The sequence below is a fragment of the Marinicella sediminis genome (assembly GCF_002000055.1).
GTDB lineage: Bacteria > Pseudomonadota > Gammaproteobacteria > Xanthomonadales > Marinicellaceae > Marinicella > Marinicella sediminis.
Map to the genome: position 1 here is coordinate 226,653 of NZ_MVBD01000003.1, position 20,215 is coordinate 246,867.

At 50.2% G+C, this 20,215-nt stretch carries 19 protein-coding genes; 12 read left to right on the forward strand and 7 right to left on the reverse strand.

All coding sequences use genetic code 11. The features are described 5' to 3' along the window. The first annotated feature begins 3 nt into the window (after window positions 1-3). Together purD and trhA are read left to right on the forward strand one after the other, a co-directional pair. Window positions 4-1,278 carry a phosphoribosylamine--glycine ligase gene (gene purD / locus B0475_RS05805; RefSeq protein WP_077410935.1) on the forward strand — a complete coding sequence of 425 codons (1,275 nt, stop codon included), beginning with the start codon at window positions 4-6 and terminating at the stop codon, window positions 1,276-1,278. Between the two features lie 108 nt (window positions 1,279-1,386). Continuing rightward, entirely contained in the window at window positions 1,387-2,028 is a 642-nt protein-coding gene (gene trhA / locus B0475_RS05810; RefSeq protein ID WP_109862356.1) for a PAQR family membrane homeostasis protein TrhA, read from the forward strand. On the opposite strand, the gene B0475_RS05815 is transcribed toward trhA, so the two are convergent. Beyond that, the gene (locus B0475_RS05815; protein WP_157892735.1) at window positions 2,019-3,068 is read right to left on the reverse strand and encodes an FAD:protein FMN transferase; all 1,050 of its coding nucleotides are present in this window, start codon (window positions 3,066-3,068) and stop codon (window positions 2,019-2,021) included. The two genes, trhA and B0475_RS05815, sit on opposite strands and share 10 nt — an antisense overlap. A 51-nt stretch (window positions 3,069-3,119) precedes the next feature. Between B0475_RS05815 and B0475_RS05820 the strand changes: the two genes are divergently transcribed. From B0475_RS05820 to B0475_RS05845, 6 genes are all read left to right on the forward strand, one after another. Beyond that, window positions 3,120-4,334 (forward strand): porin family protein, encoded by a 1,215-nt coding sequence (locus B0475_RS05820; RefSeq protein WP_077410821.1) that lies wholly within the window; start codon window positions 3,120-3,122, stop codon window positions 4,332-4,334. Between the two features lie 16 nt (window positions 4,335-4,350). Next, complete coding sequence (locus B0475_RS05825) at window positions 4,351-4,869, forward strand: FMN-binding protein (RefSeq protein WP_077410822.1); 519 nt, start codon at window positions 4,351-4,353, stop codon at window positions 4,867-4,869. Further along, window positions 4,866-5,588, forward strand: coding sequence for a PepSY domain-containing protein (locus tag B0475_RS05830; RefSeq protein ID WP_077410823.1), 723 nt, complete (start codon window positions 4,866-4,868; stop codon window positions 5,586-5,588). Before B0475_RS05825 ends, B0475_RS05830 begins: the two co-directional genes overlap by 4 nt. Before the next feature lie 81 nt (window positions 5,589-5,669). Next, the gene (locus B0475_RS05835; RefSeq protein ID WP_077410824.1) at window positions 5,670-6,032 is read left to right on the forward strand and encodes a DUF6249 domain-containing protein; all 363 of its coding nucleotides are present in this window, start codon (window positions 5,670-5,672) and stop codon (window positions 6,030-6,032) included. Further along, window positions 6,005-6,583 (forward strand): RNA polymerase sigma factor, encoded by a 579-nt coding sequence (locus B0475_RS05840; RefSeq protein WP_157892736.1) that lies wholly within the window; start codon window positions 6,005-6,007, stop codon window positions 6,581-6,583. The genes B0475_RS05835 and B0475_RS05840 overlap by 28 nt, the downstream gene beginning before the upstream one ends. Then, the gene (locus B0475_RS05845) at window positions 6,580-6,864 is read left to right on the forward strand and encodes a hypothetical protein (RefSeq protein ID WP_077410826.1); all 285 of its coding nucleotides are present in this window, start codon (window positions 6,580-6,582) and stop codon (window positions 6,862-6,864) included. Before B0475_RS05840 ends, B0475_RS05845 begins: the two co-directional genes overlap by 4 nt. On the opposite strand, the gene B0475_RS05850 is transcribed toward B0475_RS05845, so the two are convergent. Next, window positions 6,861-7,661 (reverse strand): alpha/beta hydrolase family protein, encoded by an 801-nt coding sequence (locus B0475_RS05850; protein ID WP_077410827.1) that lies wholly within the window; start codon window positions 7,659-7,661, stop codon window positions 6,861-6,863. The genes B0475_RS05845 and B0475_RS05850 overlap by 4 nt on opposite strands. Then, on the reverse strand, window positions 7,642-8,817 hold the full coding sequence (locus B0475_RS05855) for a hypothetical protein (RefSeq protein ID WP_077410828.1): 1,176 nt from the start codon (window positions 8,815-8,817) through the stop codon (window positions 7,642-7,644). The genes B0475_RS05850 and B0475_RS05855 overlap by 20 nt, the downstream gene beginning before the upstream one ends. Window positions 8,818-8,952: 135 nt before the next feature. Between B0475_RS05855 and B0475_RS05860 the strand changes: the two genes are divergently transcribed. The 4 genes from B0475_RS05860 to B0475_RS05875 all read left to right on the forward strand — a co-directional run bounded on the left by B0475_RS05860 (window position 8,953) and on the right by B0475_RS05875 (window position 15,394). After that, window positions 8,953-10,203: a DUF819 family protein gene (locus tag B0475_RS05860; RefSeq protein ID WP_077410829.1), complete on the forward strand. Its 1,251-nt coding sequence runs from the start codon at window positions 8,953-8,955 to the stop codon at window positions 10,201-10,203. A 267-nt stretch (window positions 10,204-10,470) separates the two neighbouring features. Further along, window positions 10,471-11,952: an MBOAT family O-acyltransferase gene (locus B0475_RS05865; RefSeq protein ID WP_077410830.1), complete on the forward strand. Its 1,482-nt coding sequence runs from the start codon at window positions 10,471-10,473 to the stop codon at window positions 11,950-11,952. A 7-nt stretch (window positions 11,953-11,959) separates the two neighbouring features. After that, window positions 11,960-13,075: an alginate O-acetyltransferase AlgX-related protein gene (locus B0475_RS05870; RefSeq protein ID WP_077410831.1), complete on the forward strand. Its 1,116-nt coding sequence runs from the start codon at window positions 11,960-11,962 to the stop codon at window positions 13,073-13,075. A gap of 159 nt (window positions 13,076-13,234) precedes the next feature. Continuing rightward, window positions 13,235-15,394: a TonB-dependent receptor gene (locus B0475_RS05875; protein ID WP_077410832.1), complete on the forward strand. Its 2,160-nt coding sequence runs from the start codon at window positions 13,235-13,237 to the stop codon at window positions 15,392-15,394. A 119-nt stretch (window positions 15,395-15,513) separates the two neighbouring features. Here the strand turns inward: B0475_RS05875 and B0475_RS05880 are convergent, their stop codons facing one another. From B0475_RS05880 to B0475_RS05895, 4 genes are all read right to left on the reverse strand, one after another. Further along, the gene (locus tag B0475_RS05880) at window positions 15,514-16,560 is read right to left on the reverse strand and encodes an ABC transporter ATP-binding protein (RefSeq protein WP_077410833.1); all 1,047 of its coding nucleotides are present in this window, start codon (window positions 16,558-16,560) and stop codon (window positions 15,514-15,516) included. Next, a complete protein-coding gene (locus tag B0475_RS05885) occupies window positions 16,557-18,170 on the reverse strand; it encodes an ABC transporter permease (RefSeq protein WP_198538141.1) in 1,614 nt (537 codons plus the stop codon). The genes B0475_RS05880 and B0475_RS05885 overlap by 4 nt, the downstream gene beginning before the upstream one ends. Before the next feature lie 24 nt (window positions 18,171-18,194). Then, on the reverse strand, window positions 18,195-19,229 hold the full coding sequence (locus B0475_RS05890) for a Fe(3+) ABC transporter substrate-binding protein (protein WP_109862354.1): 1,035 nt from the start codon (window positions 19,227-19,229) through the stop codon (window positions 18,195-18,197). Window positions 19,230-19,344: 115 nt separating this feature from the next. After that, window positions 19,345-19,992: a cupin domain-containing protein gene (locus B0475_RS05895; protein WP_232781846.1), complete on the reverse strand. Its 648-nt coding sequence runs from the start codon at window positions 19,990-19,992 to the stop codon at window positions 19,345-19,347. Window positions 19,993-20,215: the final 223 nt, after the last annotated feature.

The window sequence follows — 20,215 nt, forward strand, 5'->3', positions numbered from 1 at the left end:
GCAATGAACAAGGTGTTGGTGATTGGTTCAGGTGGCAGGGAACATGCCCTGGCATGGAGGATGTCGCTGTCGACCACAGTGGCGCAAACATTTGTGGCCCCTGGCAATGCGGGTACCGAATTGGAGCCTTTGCTGACCAATGTTGATCTGGATGTCAGTGATTTTTCTGCGGTGATCAGTTTTTGTCAGCAAAACCAGATCACGTTGGTGGTGGTTGGCCCGGAACAACCCCTGGTCGATGGCATGGTGGATGCCCTGAGTGCTGCGGGAATTGCTTGTTTTGGTCCCAATCAACAAGCTGCGCAGCTGGAAGGGTCTAAAGCCTTTGCCAAAGATTTTCTCTCCAGGCACAACATCCCCACAGCAGCCTACGGTGAATTCACTGAAGTGGCACCGGCCATTGAGTTCCTGTCCTCTCAGGACATGCCCATTGTTATCAAAGCCGATGGACTTGCTGCCGGCAAAGGTGTGGTGATCGCGGAAACTCAGCCAGAGGCTGAAGACACCGTGCGCGACATGTTGGCAGATAACGCTTTTGGGGAAGCCGGTTCGCGAATCATCATTGAAGAATTCTTACAGGGTGAGGAGGCTTCTTATATTGTCATTGCTGACGGTAAAAACTTCATTCCCATGGCCACCTCGCAGGATCACAAAGCCCGTGACAACGGTGATCTGGGCCCCAACACCGGTGGTATGGGAGCCTATTCTCCAGCTCCGGTTGTGACTCCGGCGATCGATCAACAGGTGGCAGAGCAAGTGATTCAGGCTACCCTGGACGGGATGGCCAAAGATGGTATGCCATTCACTGGTTTTTTATATGCAGGTCTGATGATCGATTCGCAAGGGCAGGCCAAGGTGCTGGAATTCAATGTGCGTTTTGGCGATCCGGAAACCCAACCCATCATGACCCGTTTGCGAAGCAATTTAGATGAATTGTGCCTGGCGGCCATCAATGGCAGCCTGGCCAAAGCGCACTGCTTGTGGGATGAGCGCTATGCTTTGGGCGTGGTGATGGCTGAAGAAGGGTATCCCATGGCTTATGAAAAAGGACATGCCATTCAGGGATTGGGTTTGGTCAATGAAGACATCAAAGTCTTTCATGCAGGAACCCGTCAGTCCGATGGTCAGGTGTTCACCCATGGTGGACGTGTCCTGTGTGTCTGTGCCCTTGATGACAGCCTGGGTGAAGCGCAGAAGAAAGCCTATCAGGCGGTCAAACGCATCTCCTGGGGCAGCGAATACTATCGCACGGACATCGGTTTCAAAGCCATACGCTGAAGTGGCATTATCCTGATAAATGAAAAGGTCACCACAGGTGGCCTTTTTTGGTTGTGTCCAGCAAAATCGTGTATACTGCTTTTTTGAGCGTACATGTGTAAACTGAAAATGACAACCCACCTCGTGAAGCATTATCCTCCCGCAGAAGAACGCCTGAACATCGTTTCGCATGCGTTGGGGCTGGTACTCAGTGTACTCGGACTGGTGTTGTTGATCGGTGCCGCTGTTCAATCTGCAGAAATGGTTCGTCTGGCGGCATACCTGGTCTACGGTTTAAGTATGGTGGCCCTGTATGCCGCTTCCACCATTTATCATTCGACGCAAACACCCCATTTGCGCAAAAAACTCAGGGTGGTGGACCATGCGGCCATCTATTTATTGATTGCCGGTACTTATACGCCATTTATGTTGCTCACCATACCGGGTACTTTGGGTTATGGCATCCTTATTGCGGCCTGGTCGATGGCGGTACTGGGCATAGCTTTGAAGGTCTTTTACACCGGGCATTTTGAGTTGTTATCGACCCTGTTGTATGTTTTCATGGGCTGGGCCATTGTGTTTGCCATCAAACCACTGGCAGCAGCTTTGTCTGCTGAAGGTTTGGTATGGTTGATCTCAGGAGGTGTTGCCTATACCGTTGGTGCGGTGCTGTATGCCATCAAAAAACTGCCCTTTAACCATGCCATTTTCCACCTGTTTGTGCTGGCAGGCAGTGTGTGTCATTTCATCGCCGTCTATCATCACAGCTGATTCACCGTCACACAATCAACGGTCAGATTTTCCAGCCTGTCCAGCATGGCGGAGGTACACAAACATCGGTTTTGGTCATCAATGACCAGGGCCAGTTCAATGCCCATTTTTTGTGCCACTTTATACCAGTTTTCAGAGCCCGCAACCACCAATGCAGTGGCCACAGCGTCTGCCTTGATGCCTTGTTCAGTAATGACAGTAGCAGACACCACCTCAGCCACCGGCTGGCCGGTGTCGGGGTGAATGATGTGGGCGTATCGCTGACCGTCAAATGCTTTGTAGCGCTGGTAATTACCAGAGGTGAAGATGGCTTCATCACCTGACACTGTCAACTCAGCCACTGGTTGCCAGTCAGCGGGTGATTGGATGGCAATGCGCCAGGGTTGATTGCCTTTGCGGCCGATGCTGCGCAAATCGCCACCTGCGTTGACAATGGCGTTATCTATGCCATGCCTGCGCAGCACTTCGATGGCCCGGTCTACGGCGTAACCTTTGGCAATGCCACCAAAATCCAGCCATACATGGGGGCTTCCTGCAGACAGCTTGTTACCATTCAATTGCAGCCGTGAGGTATTTAATTGCTGACCAACCAGGAAATCAATCTCGGCTTGTTCTGGAGGAGGGGTGAGCAGTGGGTAATCATCGGTGTGAAATCCCCAGACATGAATCAGTTCACCCATGACCGGATTGAATAGCCCATCAGACTGTTCTGATAAGCGGATGGTGCTGGAGATGAAAGCGGCTTCTTCATCATTTAGGCTGACTGATTTACCAGCCCGTAATTGTTGATTGATGGAAGTCAAACGACCAGGTTTCCAGGCATGCCATTGGTGATGCATGTCATTGAATAAATGGCTGATTTCATCGAAGGCATGTTCGGTGGCTTTGTCGTCATCATGCCATATGGTCAGGTTCACCAGGGTGCCAAAAACAAACAGTTGATGTTCGGTTTTTGTTCCGCTTTGGTTATGGCAGGCAGTCAGCCAGTACAGGCAAATCAGGACGATTGAAGTTTTATTAAAATCAATGTTGATACTCATTCTCATTAGCATTACAATTCACCCACTTATTTTATACCATAACCATAACGAATGAAAAAAGCACTGATATTGGCATTGTTATGCCTGGCCGGAGCGGCGGCCGCCCAAGACACCCCTTCACTGGAAGAGATGTGGAAAATCATTCAACAACAACAGGCCACCATCGACTCATTGCAAAAACAATTGGCTGAACAGACAGAGCAGGTCAAAGTCACAAGCGAGCAGTTGGAAGCTGATGTAGAAGCTCAGCAAGAAGCCATTGCCGTGGTGGCTGATGCCATCGAAGAGCAATCGGCTCCAGCCAATCGGGTGAAGATTGGTGGATACGGAGAATTGCACTACAACAACCTGGATTCGGGAGATGAATTTGATTTTCATCGATTTGTGCTGTTTTTTGGATATGATTTCAATGAGCGCACCCGATTCTTCTCTGAAATCGAATTGGAGCATGCCCTGGCAGGCGATGGTAAACCCGGTGAAGTAGAACTGGAGCAAGCCTATATTGAGTATCTGTTCAATGACAGCACCAAAGGTACTGCAGGCATCAGCCTGGTGCCGGTGGGCATCCTCAATGAAACCCATGAGCCAGACACCTTCTTTGGCGTAGAGCGCAACAACGTTGAGAAAAACATCATTCCTTCAACCTGGTGGGAAGCAGGTTTGGGGTTGAACAAGCAGTTCAATGATCAATTGGGCCTGGATTTGTTTATTTCCAGTGGCCTGAACGTTCCTACTTCCGGCAGCAAAGCCTTTAACATACGCAGTGGCCGGCAAAAAGTGGCTGAAGCGGTTGGTTCAGATCTGGCATATACCGCCCGTCTGCGTTACAACCCCGTACCTGGTTTGCAATTGGCGGCCAGTTATCAGCATCAGACTGACTTGACTCAGGGCGCACTCGACGTGGCTGCCGACTTGTTTGAAATCAATGCCCAGTACCAGCGTGATGGTTTTGGTCTGCGGGCGCTTTATGCCCAATGGGATCTGGACAACAACGTGAACACCGTGAATGCAGCCCGGGCTGAACAGATGGGTTACTACCTGGAACCTTCTTACCGGTTTGGCGCCGACCGCCGCTTCGGTGTGTTTGCCAGATACTCGGTGTATAATAACGACGCTGCGGATAACAACGCAGATGACGTGGAACAAATGGACCTCGGGTTCAATTTTTGGTTAACCCCAACCACGGTGTTTAAATTCGATTATCAGGATCAGCGTGAGGGTGGTTCCGATGATGGCTTTAACCTGGGTGTTGGCTACTCTTTCTGACAGACAATAGATTCATTTGAAATCGGTATTCATCAAACCGCTGTATGTGTTCAGCCTGTTGATCTTAGCATCAACAGGCTGGTCTTATACACCGGCTGAAAATGAAAAAATACAGACATTCCTCAACCAAACCTTTGACCAACAGATCCCCAAACCCAAACGGGTCTGGATCAAAGGTGAGATGAAAACCTCCATTCAACACATCCTCGGTCGCACATCACATAAACTCAGTTACCGCTATTGGCAGGCCGATGGTAAAACCGTTTGGTTGCTGGACGAACTGGGTAAAGAGCGTGACATCACCACGGCAGTGGTCATCAAAGAACAGCAGGTATATGCGGTCAAGGTACTGATCTACCGGGAGTCACGGGGTGGTGAAGTTCAGGTGCCCTGGTTCACTGAGCAATTCAAAGGTGCGGTTCACGAGGGTGACTGGCAAAATGAAATTGATGGCATCAGTGGTGCCACATTGTCTGTCTGGGCACTGAAAAAACAAACTGAACTCGCGCTTTACCTGAGTCAGCAGCTGTCATGAGGTTGCGCAAATTGCTGCGTAAAGTTCACCGCTGGGTTGGTCTGTTAGCCTCCCTGTGGTTATTACAACTGGCAGTCACAGGCCTGTTGATACAGCTGGCTGATCCATTGGGATTGACCAAGCGTTCTGTACAGTCTGCGATGATCCTGAAATGGTTTGATTTCGGTCGCTTGCAACAGGCTTTTGATGTGGCTGAAGATACAGTGGTCCAGATCGATGATCGGGTCAGTCTGCATGGCGTCGTGGTCGATGTACCAGAACCGATTCTGGCGGTGGCACGGAGTGGCGGTCAGTGGTTGCTGGCCACAAGTCATTCACTGCGCTGGTACAACAATGAGGGTTCGCCAATCTTACAGGTCGATGAATTTGATGGCTTACCAACCCCAGTGGATGGTTTGTTTGTCCATGCAGATCAGGTTTATGTCCAACATCAGCACAAGTGGTATGCGTGGCAGGCCGATAATTATCAGTTCAGCGAAACTGAGCTGCGGTTTACGGCCAGCCAGTCTGGTAGGGCATTGAATGATCAGGAACAAGCCGAACATTTTGCCAGCTTATTGAAAGGTCGCTTGACTGCAGAAAAAGTTTTGCACGGAATTCATTCAGGATTGAAATCCTCTTTTTGGCTGAATGTGTTGTCAGCCCTGGCCTTGTTATATCTTTGTTTATCCGGTATCTATTTGTTTTTTAAACAACCCCGCACCAGAAAAATTAAGTGATATCATTCCGCCCTGCATCCAAAAGACTGTTGTCACTCCTCTAACAGGTATCTCACATAAATCATCAGAGGAATTCATTACATGTCTGCAGAACTGGCTACATTGTTTCTTATCATGGGTATTTTTACCCTGATCATTGTTTTACACATGACCAATCGCTATCGGTTGAAAGTAAAAACCCACGAATTATTGGAAAAAAGCATCGATAAAGGCATCGATGTCACTCCCGAATTACTGGATAAACTCAATCAGGACCGTTCGCCAAGATTTAAAGACTTTCGCCGTGGTATCATCATGGTTGCGATCGGTGCTGCGGTGCTGTGTTTCAGTTTGATCATCCCGCAAGATGACACGGCCAGGGTTTTCCGTGGATTGTCATTGTTACCTGTTTTCATTGGTGCGGGGTTTTTACTGGTTTGGAAAATCAACAACTACAACGACTGAAACTGGTGAATCAGGACACCGTCTTGTCACTGGTCAACCGTGTGATCTCCCGCGATGATCACGCGGCTTTTGCGCGCCTGGTGCAGATACACCAAAACCTGATCAGACATTTTTTGCGCCGGCTGACAGCGGGTGATCATGCCACGGCTGAAGACCTGTCTCAGGAAACCTTTTTGTTGGCTTACCGCAAAATCAGACAATTCAAAGGCAAAGGCAGCTTCAGCGCCTGGCTGCACACCATTGCCTACCGCTTGTTTCTGAAACAGATCAAACCCGTCCAAGTGGTGAGTTTTGATGCTGAGCTGCACAGTCAAGCGACTGGCAGTAACCCCAATGATGCCGATCTGGAGGCCGAGCGCCTGATGCAGATCCTCAATCAGAAAGAACGGGCAGTGATCACCCTGTCCTGTGCAGCGGGCATGAGTCATGGTGAGATACAGGCGGTCACACAATTGCCCCTGGGTACCATCAAATCCCTGATCCAACGCGGTCGGCAAAAACTGCTCAAACACTTTGCTCAACCAACCAAACAACAACAGGTGAGTTCATGAATGACCCAACACTGAATGATTTATTGTCCTATCAGCAACCCCTGGATGACCAGGCTTTTACCGCCCAACTGATGCAGCGGGTACAGGCAGAAAATCGCCGCCGGTGGCGCATCATGCTGATGTTCATTGTGCTGGGCGTGTTGCTGACCCTGGCTTATCTGTGGTTGTTGATACCAGCAGCCGTCTGGAGCACTTTATTGACCCCGGTCAACGGTATCATGTTGTTTGTTACCGGGGGCTTTGTGTTGTGGCTGTGGACCGATACCCTGGCCAGTGATTAGGGACTGGCAGCAGGTTCATTCACCAGCCCGCTGGCCTGGCCAATGTGTTGGTTAAGAAATTGCAGCATCAGATCATACAATCCCACATTGTTTTCCAGGTTATAAAAGCCATGTCCTTCATAAGTTTTGAGTAAGGTCACCGGTTCGTTGCCCGCCTGGGTCAGGGCGTCCTTCATGCGGTGGTAATTGGCCACCGGTACCCTGGGGTCCTTGCCGCCATGTACCAGCATCACCGGGGCTTTGATCTTGCTGGCATGGGTCAGTGGTGAACGTGCTTTGACGAAGGCATCGTCGTTGTAATTCCAGGCTTCATCAACAAAGCGCCTGCCACCCTCAGAACGCATGGTGTCCGCCTGACGCCACAGGCTGATGTCATACAAACCCACATAGCCAATGCTGCACTGGTACAGGTCAGGTTCCATGGCCGCACCCATCAGCGCCGCGTAGCCGCCATAAGAGGCGCCATAAATACAGATGCGGTTGGCATCGGCATAACCCTGTTCAATGGCCCAATGGGTGGCGTCGGTGAGGTCGTGTTGCATTTCAGCTCCCATTTTACCGTAATGATCATATTGAAAAGTCGCGCCGCGGCCGCCGGAACCGCGGTAATTTACCTGTAGTACTGTGTAGCCATGATGCGCCAGGAACTGTACTTCCCGGTCATAGCGCCATTGATCTGCCACGCCATAGGGCCCACCGTGAATCAGCAGTACCATGGGGCCTGGCGTTTTGTCTGCATTCAGGGGCTGGGACAGGTAGCCACGAATTTCCAGACCGTCACGTGCGGTGAAGCTGATCGGGGATTTGCCGGCGGTCGATCCAGGGCAGGGTTTTGAACAGAGGTTTCACCTGATTGCTGTTCAGGTCCATCAGGTAGTGATTACCGGGGTTGTAGTCACTCCACACCCGGACCACCACTTGTTGGCCATCGGCTGAGGCATTGACCAGGTTGATGGCCTGTCCCTGAAATGACTGGTACAGTGAGCGGTACAATTTGGCCACCTGGTGGTTGGGGTCAAAAAATTCGACTTCTACATGGCCAGGCATACGGGTAAAGCCAATGACATCTGGGGTCACTTGATTGAAGTCCCTGATCAAGGCCTGGATGTCTGCATCTCCATTGATGGCGTGGATCAATTTGTAGTCCTGGCTGCTCAGGTCCAGTGCGTAAATGCCGCGTCCAGAATCACCGGAATCATTTTCAATGTACAGCAGATTGTTGTCAGCCGAGAACTCAAGTGGACGCAGATTGATGCCCTTGTCATCGAATTTTTTAAACAGCTGCCACTGTTCTTCGGCCTGATTCCACAGATGGATAAAATATTCACTGCCATCGTCACTGGAGTTGGTAGATACCTTGATTTTGCCACTGTGGTCAGCCATCAGCCGGGAAAAAGGTTCGGCGCTTTTGCCCACCACCTTCTGCCTGCCATTATAGACATTCAGTCGGTAGGCATAGGTAAAGCGGTTGTCATCCATCAACGAAATGAGGATGTGTTTGTCGTCATCCGGCAACAGATTGAGTATCCGGAAAGGGCGCTGGATGTCGCGGTTACCTCCTTTGGTACGGCTTTTGGCCGGTAGCAATTGGATGGTTTTCTTGCCATTGATGTTGCCGGCGAACAGAAAACCGGTGGGCGAAGGTTGATCCAATGGTCCGACTTTACGCACCATGGTGGCGTAAATCCGTTCATTATTAAGCCATCCAAAATTGCCAATTTCTCTTTTCTCAGAGGAAAAATCAAATACCTGTAGAATCTGAGTTGCGTTGACGTCCAGAATCACCAGTTTTTTGACCCCGTCTGTTTCAGTGGTGGCGGCAAAGTGTTTGCCATCCGGGGAAATTTTGATCGCCGTCAGATCAGGGTTCTTGAAAAAGGTTTCGGTGCTGATGGTGGCGGCTTCATTGTGACTCACTACGCACAACAAAAACAAAGCAGTCAATCGGATCATAAGATCGTCCAAAAGCAATTATTGTACCCAACAGTCCATGGCAGCCTCAATGGTGTCTGTTGTTTTTTCTCAGGCCAGTGAGCGATGGTCAGAATTTTGTTAAACTGAATTGACTTTAACCAACCAGGAATACGCATGAAGGCCGAAGCACCAACTTATCTGATTCAAAGCGATGCCGTGTTGTTCGGTATTCTGGCCCTGATACTGGGACTGGTGTTTTACACCAAACAAAGTCTGCATCCGGTATGGGTGAAGTTTTACACTTACGTACCGGCCTTGTTGATGTGTTATCTGTTGCCATCTTTTCTGACCACCTTTGGCCTGGTGGACCCGGATGCCTCCAACCTGTATTACATGGCTTCGCGTTACCTGTTACCAGCAGCCCTGGTTTTGCTGACCCTGAGTGTTGATCTGAAAGGCATCATTCGCCTGGGGCCCAAAGCCGGCATCATGTTCCTCACCGGTACGCTGGGCATTGTGATTGGTGGCCCGATTGCTTTTCTGGCCACCCGGGCCATGTTTCCAGAAGCCTTTGCTGCGTCCGGAGCAGATGACATCTGGCGTGGCATGACCACGCTGGCCGGATCCTGGATTGGCGGTGGTGCCAACCAGGCGGCGATGAAAGAAGTCTGGGAAGTGTCTGATGCAGCTTTTACACAGATGGTGGCGATTGATGTGGTGTGGGCCAATATCTGGATGGCCGTATTGCTGTTGATGGCCGCGCGGTCAGCCAAAATCGATGCCAGAACAGGTGCTGATGTGTCGGCCATTGAACGCATCAAACTGAAGATGGAAACCTTCCAGAAAGACAACGCCAAAGCCCTGACCTTACCCGATCTGGTGTTTATGGCGGCAATGGCTTTTGGCGTCACTGGTGCTGCTCATGCGGTGGCCAACTGGTTGGGGCCGGCGATCAAAGACAACCTACCGGTGCTGGCTGACCTGAACCTGCATTCCACTTTTTTCTGGCTGGTGATTCTGGCCACCATCGGTGGTGTGCTGTTGTCCTTTACCCGGGCCCGTAAATTTGAAGGTTCTGGTGCCTCAGGCATCGGTTCCTTGTTTGTATATATGCTGGTGGCCACCATTGGTCTGAAAATGGATGTCACCCAAATCAAACCTTTTCTGTTCGTTATTGGTGGCATCTGGATCGGTACGCATGCGGTTTTGTTGCTGCTGGTTGGCAAATTGATCAAAGCCCCGGTGTTTTTCCTGGCAGTGGGTTCTCAGGCCAATGTCGGGGGCGCAGCATCCGCTCCGGTGGTGGCCTCGGCATTCCACACCGCCCTCGCGCCGGTGGGCGTACTGTTGGCCGTGCTGGGATACGTGGTGGGTACCTCAGCGGCCATGCTGACCGGGATTATTCTGCAGGCAATGGCGGGGTAATGGGTTCATAAGTGGATTGATTCTGGTGAACAATGGATGGGGATAATGCCGACTTTTTCTGGTTTGCCAAATCGCAGACCTCACCAGCCAGTTTCATTGTCCGTAGTTGGATGCGTGCCACATTTTTTTGTCATATAAATCAGCTATAATCGGGTCTTGAATCCTACAGCAGCAGTTAATGACTGAGTTTTAAGTGCTGGTTGTTTTGGACAATACCGGACTTATACAGTCACCAATGACTGGGGCTGACAGAACAAGGACCTGACATTGTTATTTAATTCCAGCATTTTTATATTTGCGTTTTTGCCCCTGGCTTTTGCAGGCTATTTTCTGTTGTGCCGTCATTCCAGTCAGACGCTGGCACATGGTTTTCTGGTGCTGGCCTCATTGTTTTTTTACAGTTGGTGGAATGTCGTTTACCTGCCCCTGATTGTGGGTTCGATGGTGGTGAACTTTTACCTCGGCCAACAGTTGCGCAGTGGTCAAGAGGGTGGGCGCAGGCATAACCGCTGGCTGCTGATTTCCGGAGTGGTGGCAAACCTGGGCTTATTGGGCTATTTCAAATACACGGATTTTTTTCTGGAAAACCTCAGCCTGTTGTCAGATGCCCATTTTGAACCGTTGAATCTGGCGTTACCACTGGCCATTTCATTCTTTACTTTTCAACAAATTGCTTATCTGGTTGACAGCTATCGGGGGGAGACCGAAGAGAACAATTTTCTGACTTATGCCGTTTTTGTCAGTTTCTTTCCTCAGCTGATTGCCGGACCCATAGTGCATCACAAAGAAATGATGCCACAATTTGCCAATCAGGCCAACCGCCACATCATCCCGGAAAATATTGTCAGGGGCTTGTTTATTTTTGCCATCGGTCTGTTTAAGAAGGTCATCATTGCCGACAGTTTTGCGGTCTGGGCCAACGCCGGATTTGCCGACACTGAGGCCCTGACCATTTATCAGGGATGGGCTACTTCCTGGTCATACACATTTCAATTGTATTTTGATTTCAGTGGTTATACAGACATGGCCATTGGTCTGGCCTTGTTATTCAACATCGTGTTGCCTTTGAACTTCAACAGCCCGTACAAGGCCCGGGATATACAGGATTTCTGGCGCCGCTGGCACATGACATTGAGTCGGTTTCTGCGTGATTATGTGTACATCCCGTTGGGTGGAAATCGCCACGGCCGGTTTTCCACATACCGCAATCTGATGGCCACATTTGTGCTGGGTGGCATTTGGCATGGGGCTGGCTGGACTTTCGTGTTTTGGGGGGTTTTGCATGGTCTGGCGTTGTGTGTACACCGTTTATGGCATCGTCTGGGATTGCGTCTTTGGGGTTGGTTGGGTTGGCTGATTACCATCAATTTTGTGAATCTGGCCTGGGTGTTTTTCCGGGCTGAAAACTGGGGCCAGGCGATCAATTTGTTGCGGGCCATGTTTGGGATGTCGGCCAATGAACGGTACGATTTCAGTATTCAGTTTGTTGATACCCTGTCCAGGTGGCTCAACACCCCGGTGTATGACTGGGTACCCTACCGGTTCAGAACAGTGGTGGTGCCGGAACAGACCATTCTGGCATGTGTGCTGATGCTGGCGATGGTGCTGGTGTTCCGCAACAACAATCGATTCATCAAAGAGCAGTTACCGTCAACAACCATGATGTGGGTGGCTGCGGTCCTGTTTGGTTGTTCTGTGATTCAGTCAGTGTTGTCGACTACTGAAGTATTTTTGTATTTTAACTTTTGATAAGCAGATGGATAAAAACCACATAAAAATACTGACCTTTCTGGTGACAGCCGGTTTGACCATAGCGGCCATACCGTTGAGCAATCTGTATCGTGATGGTTGGCAATCCAGCCGTCAGGATTGGTTCAGAGCCGACCACGCTGAAGCCTGGCTTAATGTATTGGTTTATGGTCTGTTTGACCGTTCAATGGTGCCAGATAAAGTGGTTGTCGGAAAAAATGGTTTTTTATTTTTAGGCAATCAATACGGCCACCTGATTTACAAAACGCAGAACATTTTCCCTTATGCTTCATCTGAAGTACCTGCCTGGGGTGGTCAGGTCAAAGCGTTACAACATTGGTACGCCAGGCAAGGCATACCCATTGTACTGGCCATGGTGCCCAATAAGCACAGTGTGTATGCCGAACATTTGCCTGAGTGGATTGTGCCTGATAGACCGGGTCTATCTGACAACCTGGTTGAAGAAGCCACAAAACAGAATGTGCAATTACTGGATCTGCGTCAGTCTTTGTCTTCGGCGAAGGCCGGCAGGACTGATTTGTTGTACTGGAAGACCGATTCACATTGGAACCTGCGCGGGGCCGAGATTGGTTTTTCTGCCATTATGCAAGCTGTTGAGCAGTTGACTGGATGGTCGGTTCAACTGCCGGTTGTCTCGGTCACGGAATTTCCTTTGGCGGCGATGGATCTGGCCAGAATCATGAAAATTGACCATTTGTTACCAGATGACATTGAGTTGGGTCAGCAGTATGGGACTGCTCAATATGCCTCGTTTTGTGCTGGCAAAATTGTCCTGCCTGATCTGGTATTGGATCCCTGTGAACAACAATCATTTGTTCACCTCAGTGTCAACACAGCAGCACAGTATGTCATCAATGATCAGGCCCTTAACCAACAGAAAGTGTTGTTATTGGCCGATTCATTTTCTATGCAGAATGCCCACCTTTATCAGCGGTCTTTTCAAACCATTTGGGCGGTGCATTACGATCAATTGTACGGTGAGCAACTGGCCCGCTTCATCAGCCTATACCAACCTGATCTGGTGATTTATCAGGTGGTTGAACGGTCCATCTTTCAGACCAGGCATTTTGCGCACCTGCCAGTCGTTGATCAGGCAGAGTAAACCACATATCAGGAACAGTGAATGATGCCTCAGGGTCATTCTTTTTTGAGCCATTTGCAATGGCTGATCAGCTGTAAAAAAAGTGTTTTTCTCATTAACGCAATTGATAATGATTCGCAATACGATTATAATTTGGTTTTTTAATTAATTGCATGAACCATGAATCAAGCCACTTCTTCCCTGATAAAACTCGCCGTATGGACTTCGGTATTGTTTACCTGCACTGTCACAGCGCAAAATGAAGCACCAGATGATATTGACCCAACTGAAAAACCAACTTCAGAGCAGGCCAGCCTTGAAAAACTGGTGGTTGTGGGGCAGATCCTCTACAGTGATCAGCTCAACGCCCTGAAGACCCCAACGCCGATTGTTGATGTGCCACAAAGCCTGTCCATCATCACCGCGGATGACATCAGGCTGAGGGGGTTTGACAGTGTCGGTGATCTCATTGACTACATCCCTGGCGTCAGTAATTCACAGGGTGAAGGTCATCGTGATGCGGTGGTGTTTCGTGGGGTACGCTCAACCGCTGACTTCTTCATTGATGGCATGCGCGATGATGTGCAATATTACCGTCCTTTGTATAACCTGGAACAGGTTGAAGTTCTGCGAGGCCCCAATGCCTTGTTGTTTGGCCGGGGCGGTACCGGTGGTATCCTCAATCGGGTGACCAAAAAAGGCCTCGTCGGAGCGTCGTTCACTGATCTCCGTTCTCATGTTGACTCATTTGGAGGATACGGCATTCAGGTAGACAGTAATTTCGACACGGGAACACGTTCAGCGTTTCGCATCAATGCCATGTTTGAAGGCCTTGAAAACCATCGGGATTTCTTTACTGGTGACCGGGTGGGTATCAATCCGACTGCCAGACTGGAGTTGTCGGATGACAGTATTCTGGATTTGTCCTATGAATACATTGATCATCAGCGGTTCATTGACCGGGGTATTCCAACAGGCAGCGATGGTCGTCCGGTGGAAGCATTCAGGGACATTGTGTTTGGCGATCCGACATTGAATAATACGGAGCTTGAAGCCCATTTGTTGCGGGCCACTTTACAGCATAACTTCACCGACAGCCTGAAAGGTAACTTCAGTGCGTTTTACGGAGATTATGACAAACTGTACGAAAATTTTTATGTTTCCGGCTATGATCAGGTCAACAGCCCTGATGTGGTTACCCTGGATGGATATCTGGACACCACCCAACGTGAAAACATGATCTTGTCTGGCCATCTGGTTGGTCAGTTTTACACCGGTGATGTGGAACACACCCTGATCACTGGTGTGGAATTCATTGATACCTCTTCCGATCAGGATCGGTACAATGCCTTCTGGAACACCACCCTGGATGACAATGAACAGTTCAACATCAACCGTCCATTGCTCCTCAATGGTGGGCAGGGCATCAATGCATCCGGTGATCCAACCAGCAATGATTATACCGCGGATCTGAATGATGACACTCGGGTGAATATTGATGTGTTTTCAGTTTTTGTACAAGATGAAATTCAAATCACCGATCACGTGGATCTGGTGTTGGGAGCCCGGTTTGATCGTTTTGACATCACGGTGTTCAACGTGCCTGACAATGAGACCCGCAGCCGGGAAGATGAAGCTGTTTCACCACGACTTGGATTGATCTATAAGCCAAAGGAACACATTTCATTGTATGGCAGTTACAGTGAGTCTTTCCTGCCCCGCAGTGGTGAACAATTTGCCAACATCAATGGTAACAACGATCAACTCGATCCGAATACATTCAGTAACCTGGAAGTTGGTTTTAAGTGGGATTTTGGTCAGGCAATGAGTTTCACTGCTGCGGTCTTTGAAATTGAACAAAGTTCACCCCAGGTGGCTGATGATGATCCTTCAACACTTGATGTGATTGATTCAGAAATCACCGGTTTTGAAGCCCAGCTGAAAGGTCAGATCAATGACAAATGGTACGTTTCAGCAGGTTACAGTTATCTGGATGGAGAACAGGTCAGCCGCACAGGCCCAACAGGACTGCGCCCCAGGGAGCTGCCGGAAAACAGTTTTTCTTTGTGGAATAATTTTCAGCTCACCGACCGTCTGGGTTTGGGATTGGGAATGACGTACCAGGATGACAGTTTCATCAACAACAGCAACAGTGCAGAATTACCGTCATATACCCGTTTTGACGCAGCGGCATATTACACGGTATCAGATCGCCTGAGTTTGCAGCTGAATGTGGAAAACCTCACTGATGAACTGTATTTTCCCCATGCACACAGCACCCATCAGGCCACCGTGGGTGCTCCTTTAAATGCCCGTTTATCAGCCCAATGGCACTTTTGAGGTAATGAACTAAAGCGTTTTGATCAACCAACCCCTGCCGTGACCGTTGGTCACGAAAATGAGTCAGCCATGGTAGATGCCGTGGCTGATTTTTTTTGAAGGGATCTTTGAATTCAGGGCTAGCTTATCGCAAAACCCAATACGGGCTGCGGATTGCTTACTTTGAGTTGGATGGATTGTCCGACCGGAATGGATTGGTGGTGAAACAGTTGAACCTGATCGCCGTTAGTCAGGGTGGCGGTCAACACATGGTGACCACCCTGATAAATACACTTATTGATGATGGCCTTCGAACCTTCTGTGGGTGTTGAGACCTGCAGCAGGTGTTTACTGAGGCCGATTTGCAGGATATCACCTGGCATGAACTGATCAGCGTTACACAGGTCAAAAGTGCCCAGCACGGTGTCCAGCCGGGATTCCGGGTTGAGTTGTCCATTGATCAGGTTGGCCTGATTCAGAAATCGAATCACATCAGGGCTGGCTGGCTGGTCATGCAATTCAACAGGTGTTCCCCATTGCAATAACTGACCGTTGAGCATCACGCCCATTTGATCGGCGACCGCAAATGCTTCCTCCAGTGAGTGAGTGACCCACAAGGCGGTGGAGCCGTCGGCTTGCAACATGCTTTTGACTTCCTGGGCCATCTCGCTCTGTAGTCCACGGTCAACACTGGAGAAGGGTTCATCCAGCAGGATCAGTTTTGGTTTGGGAGCCATGGCGCGGGCCAAAGCAACCCTTTGGCACTGGCCCCCGGACAAGTGATGGGGATGACGTGTGTTGAGCTTTTGAAGGCGGCAAAGCTGGATCAGTTCAGCGGTGCGCTGGCGGCGTTGTTCTTGGGGCAGGTGCTGCAACCCAAAGGCAATGTTTTGTTGCACAGTCAGGTGGGGAAACAGGGCCAGATCCTGAAACAGCATGCCCACCTGGCGTTGCTGAGGGGGCAACATGTGATGATCACCAGTCACTTGCAGGTGGTCGATCATCACTGTGCCGGACTGAGGTTGCTCAAAGCCGGCAATCAGGCGCAATAATGTGCTTTTACCGCAACCACTGGGTCCCAGCAAACAACCTACCTGACCGGCATCTATTGTCAGGTTGATATTCTGCAACAACGGTTGTTGTGCATAGGCAAAAGTGAGCTGTTTGATGTCAAGCAGGGTCTTCATAATCGGTGGTTGATTTTATTGTTCAGGATGATGACCGGGATCAGTCCCACGGCTACGATGCACAGAGCCGGCACAGCGGCATCAGCCAGTCGTTCATCAGCAGCCAGTTCATAGGCTTTTACGGCCAGGGTGTTGAAATTAAAAGGGCGTAATACCAGGGTTGCCGGTAATTCTTTAAGTAAATCCACAAAAACCAATAACACAGCTGTCCACAGACTGGGTTTCAGCAAGGGTAAGTGAACAAAGCGAAAAGTCTGGTTGGTATTTTTACCCGTCAGTAAACTGGCTTCATCCAGGTTTTTGTTGATGGTTTGGTATGCGGCTTCCACCGGTTGCATGGCCACCGCCAGAAAACGAATCACATAAGCTGTGATCAGAGCCAGAAAACCACCACTGAACAGCAAAGTAGGTGGCGCAGCAGAAAACGTGCTGATGATGCCATTGAGTCCCTGATCCAACCAACCAAAGGCCATGGTTACTCCGACCGCGATGACCAACCCAGGTACTGCATATCCCAGTCCCATCGCCCGGATGGCGAATTGGGTCCGCGATGATCTGGTGTGGCGATGCACGAACAACAACAGCAGGGCCAGCGCCACGGTGAGCACTGCTCCCAGTCCGGCCACACTCAAGGTATGAATGATCAGATTGATGAAGTCTGACCACCAGTCGTAGATTCTGGAATGAAACGCCATCACCAGCAGCAAGCACAGTGGCAAAACAAACCCCAGGGCAACCACCAGTCCGCACCACAGGGAAGCCATCCAGTTTTTCCAGCCGCTTAAGGTGATTGATGGTGGCCCTTGCTGAGGCCCTTTGTCAATGGCATAACCGGCAGTTCCACGGACATATTTTTCCAATAACATGATCACCATCACCAGGCTCAGTAAAAGACTGGCGATTTGCGCAGCACCAGCCAGTGAACCGAGCCCAAACCACGTTTTCAGGATGCCGGTGGTGAGGGTGTTCAGACCGAAATACTGAACTGTACCGTAATCTGCCAGGGTCTCCATCATCACCAGAGCCAGTCCTCCAAAAATGGCCGGTCTGGCCAGAGGCAAAGCCACTTGACGAAAATAGTGTCGCCCTCCGGCCAGCTGATGAGCTTCGAATAATTGTTTTGATTGGCGCTGGAAAGCGGCTCTCGCCAGCAAATAAACATAGGGATACAGGACCAGCGTCAGCACCAGTACAGCGCCTCCGAAAGAGCGGATGTTGGGGAAGACGTAATCACCAAATGACCAGTTGTTATAGGTGCGCAGTGTACTCTGCACAGGTCCGGCGACATCCAGCCACCAGGTATATGCATAAGCCACGATATAGGCTGGCATGGCCATGGGCAGTATCAGCAGCCACTGGAACACACGTTGACCGCTGAACCGGTGTCTGGCAATCAGCCAGGCACTGCTGACTCCCACCAGGGCACTGCCAACGGTGACCCACAACAGCAATGACAGTGATTGGCGAATATAGCCACCCAATACAGTTTCACTCAGGTGATGCCAGACCTCCAGGTCGGGCTGGAATAATTGCCACAACAAGGCAGCCAATGGCAGTCCAAAAACCACCACCATTGGCCATATCAACCAGTGCGATTTTGTCGTCAACAATGCAATGACCTGATCATCATTGGATCAAGGCCAGCCAACCCGGTCCATGATTTTTACCGCTTCATTGTTCAACTCACCCAAGCGGGATAAGTTGATGGCATCCTTCCTGAATTCACCCCATTCAGCCAGCGTTGGATGAACCGCAGTACCCGGCACAACAGGATATTCACCGTTGGCGCTGGCAAACCAGTTTTGCGATTCAGCCTGAATCATAAATTCAATCAATCTTTGGGCATGGCCAACATGATCAGCCGCTTTGGTGACAGCGATACCAGACACATTCACATGGGTACCGCGATCTTGTTGGTTGGGCCAGAAAACACCCACCTTTTGAGCCACTGCGGCTTCTGTCGGATCTTCGGATTGCAACATACCAAACAGATAATAAGTGTTGGCCACGGCCACATCGCACAAGCCGGCAGCCACGGCTTTGATTTGATCCCGGTCGCCACCCACTGGTTGGCGGGCAAAGTTTTTAACCAGGGCAGCGGCCCATTGTTCAACTGCTGCTGTGCTTTCACTGGCCAGCATTGAGGCAACCAGTGATTGGTTATAGATGTTGCCTGAAGAACGGATGCAGACTTTTTTGCGCCACTGTTCTGTGGTCAGGGATGCATAATTCGTCAGTGAAGCCGGATTGACGCGGTCTTTGGCATACATGATCGGCCTGGCGCGCAAAGACAGACCGAACCAGTGGTTATCCGGGTCCCGGTAATTGGGCGGAATCGACTGCTGCAATAACGGACTGTCGATGGCTTGAGTCAGTCCCTGTGATTTGGCTCTGTACAGGCGTCCGGCATCTACTGTCATCAGCACATCAGCCGGAGAAGCAGCGCCTTCGGCTTTCAGTCGTTCGATCAGGGCATCGTCTTTTCCGGTGACGAGGTTGACCCGGATGCCGGTGACTTCAGTGAAGCGATCGAGCATCGGCTTGATCAGGGCTTCCTTGCGTGATGAATACACGTTGACTTCTGGTTGGCTTTGTACTGCACATCCCTGGATGATCATCATGACGATCAATACCATCAGGGTACAGCGGGTAGTGTGGTGTTTTTGCATGGTTAGGTCAGCTGTGAATCAATGAGTTATTTTAATGAAAATGATTCTTGTTTGCAAATGGTGTTTGCGTGGTTTTCATTTCCAAATCGTCATGCATGACCATGTGTTGCAGATGTTACGTAGCCGCCGGCAAGTGACCGGTTTTGACCCAGATGATGGTTTCTTCTTCGACAAACGGGTGGTGGCTGCTGAGGTGTGGGCTGCGCACCCAGGTGCCCTTGGGGTATTGCCCGTGTTCATCACGAAAAGTGCCTGACAAGACGAACAATTCTTCACCACCAAAATGGGTGTGGGGTTGGAAGACCTCTCCGGGCGGCCATTTAACCAGTGCCGTGCGCTCATGACCATGATTGTGCAGAGACATCACCTGCAGGCCGCCAATACCGGGTTGCCAGGGTTGTTTGCGGGTATCAATCTTCAACTGGGTTTGATCGCTGAACTGAAACTGACAGAGTTTGACCAGTAACACACAGCCAGGTTTGCTGAATGGGGCGTGTGAGGTGCCGGGTGGATTTCGCAGGTAAGTGCCTGCAGGATAATTTCCGTGTTCATCTGAAAACACCCCTTCAAGCACCAGAATTTCCTCTCCCCTGGGGTGTTGATGACTGTTAAAACTGGCGCCGGCTTGGTATTTGACCACACTGGTGGCATGACCGGATTCAGCGGCTTCACGGGCCAGTGGCTTACGCAGCACGGAAGGTGAAGGACTGGCTTGCCATTCCTGTTTCCCGGTGTCTATGACCAGCCTTTTGGAAAAGTCCATGTTGATGTTCATGTATGCCATTGTAGCTTGTGGGCGTGAATTCTACATCTTTGAGTTCAGGTTCTTGTGTTATTTTTGCCCGGCCATCACCTCATCGGCCACAGTCCCAATGGCCACAGTCACTCCATTGGTTTGCGCTGAGCATCAAGGCAGCAATGTCTGACACATCATCTAACCTCCTTCTGGCTCCTTATGCTCAGGAAACAGCCTGCCATCGGATGTG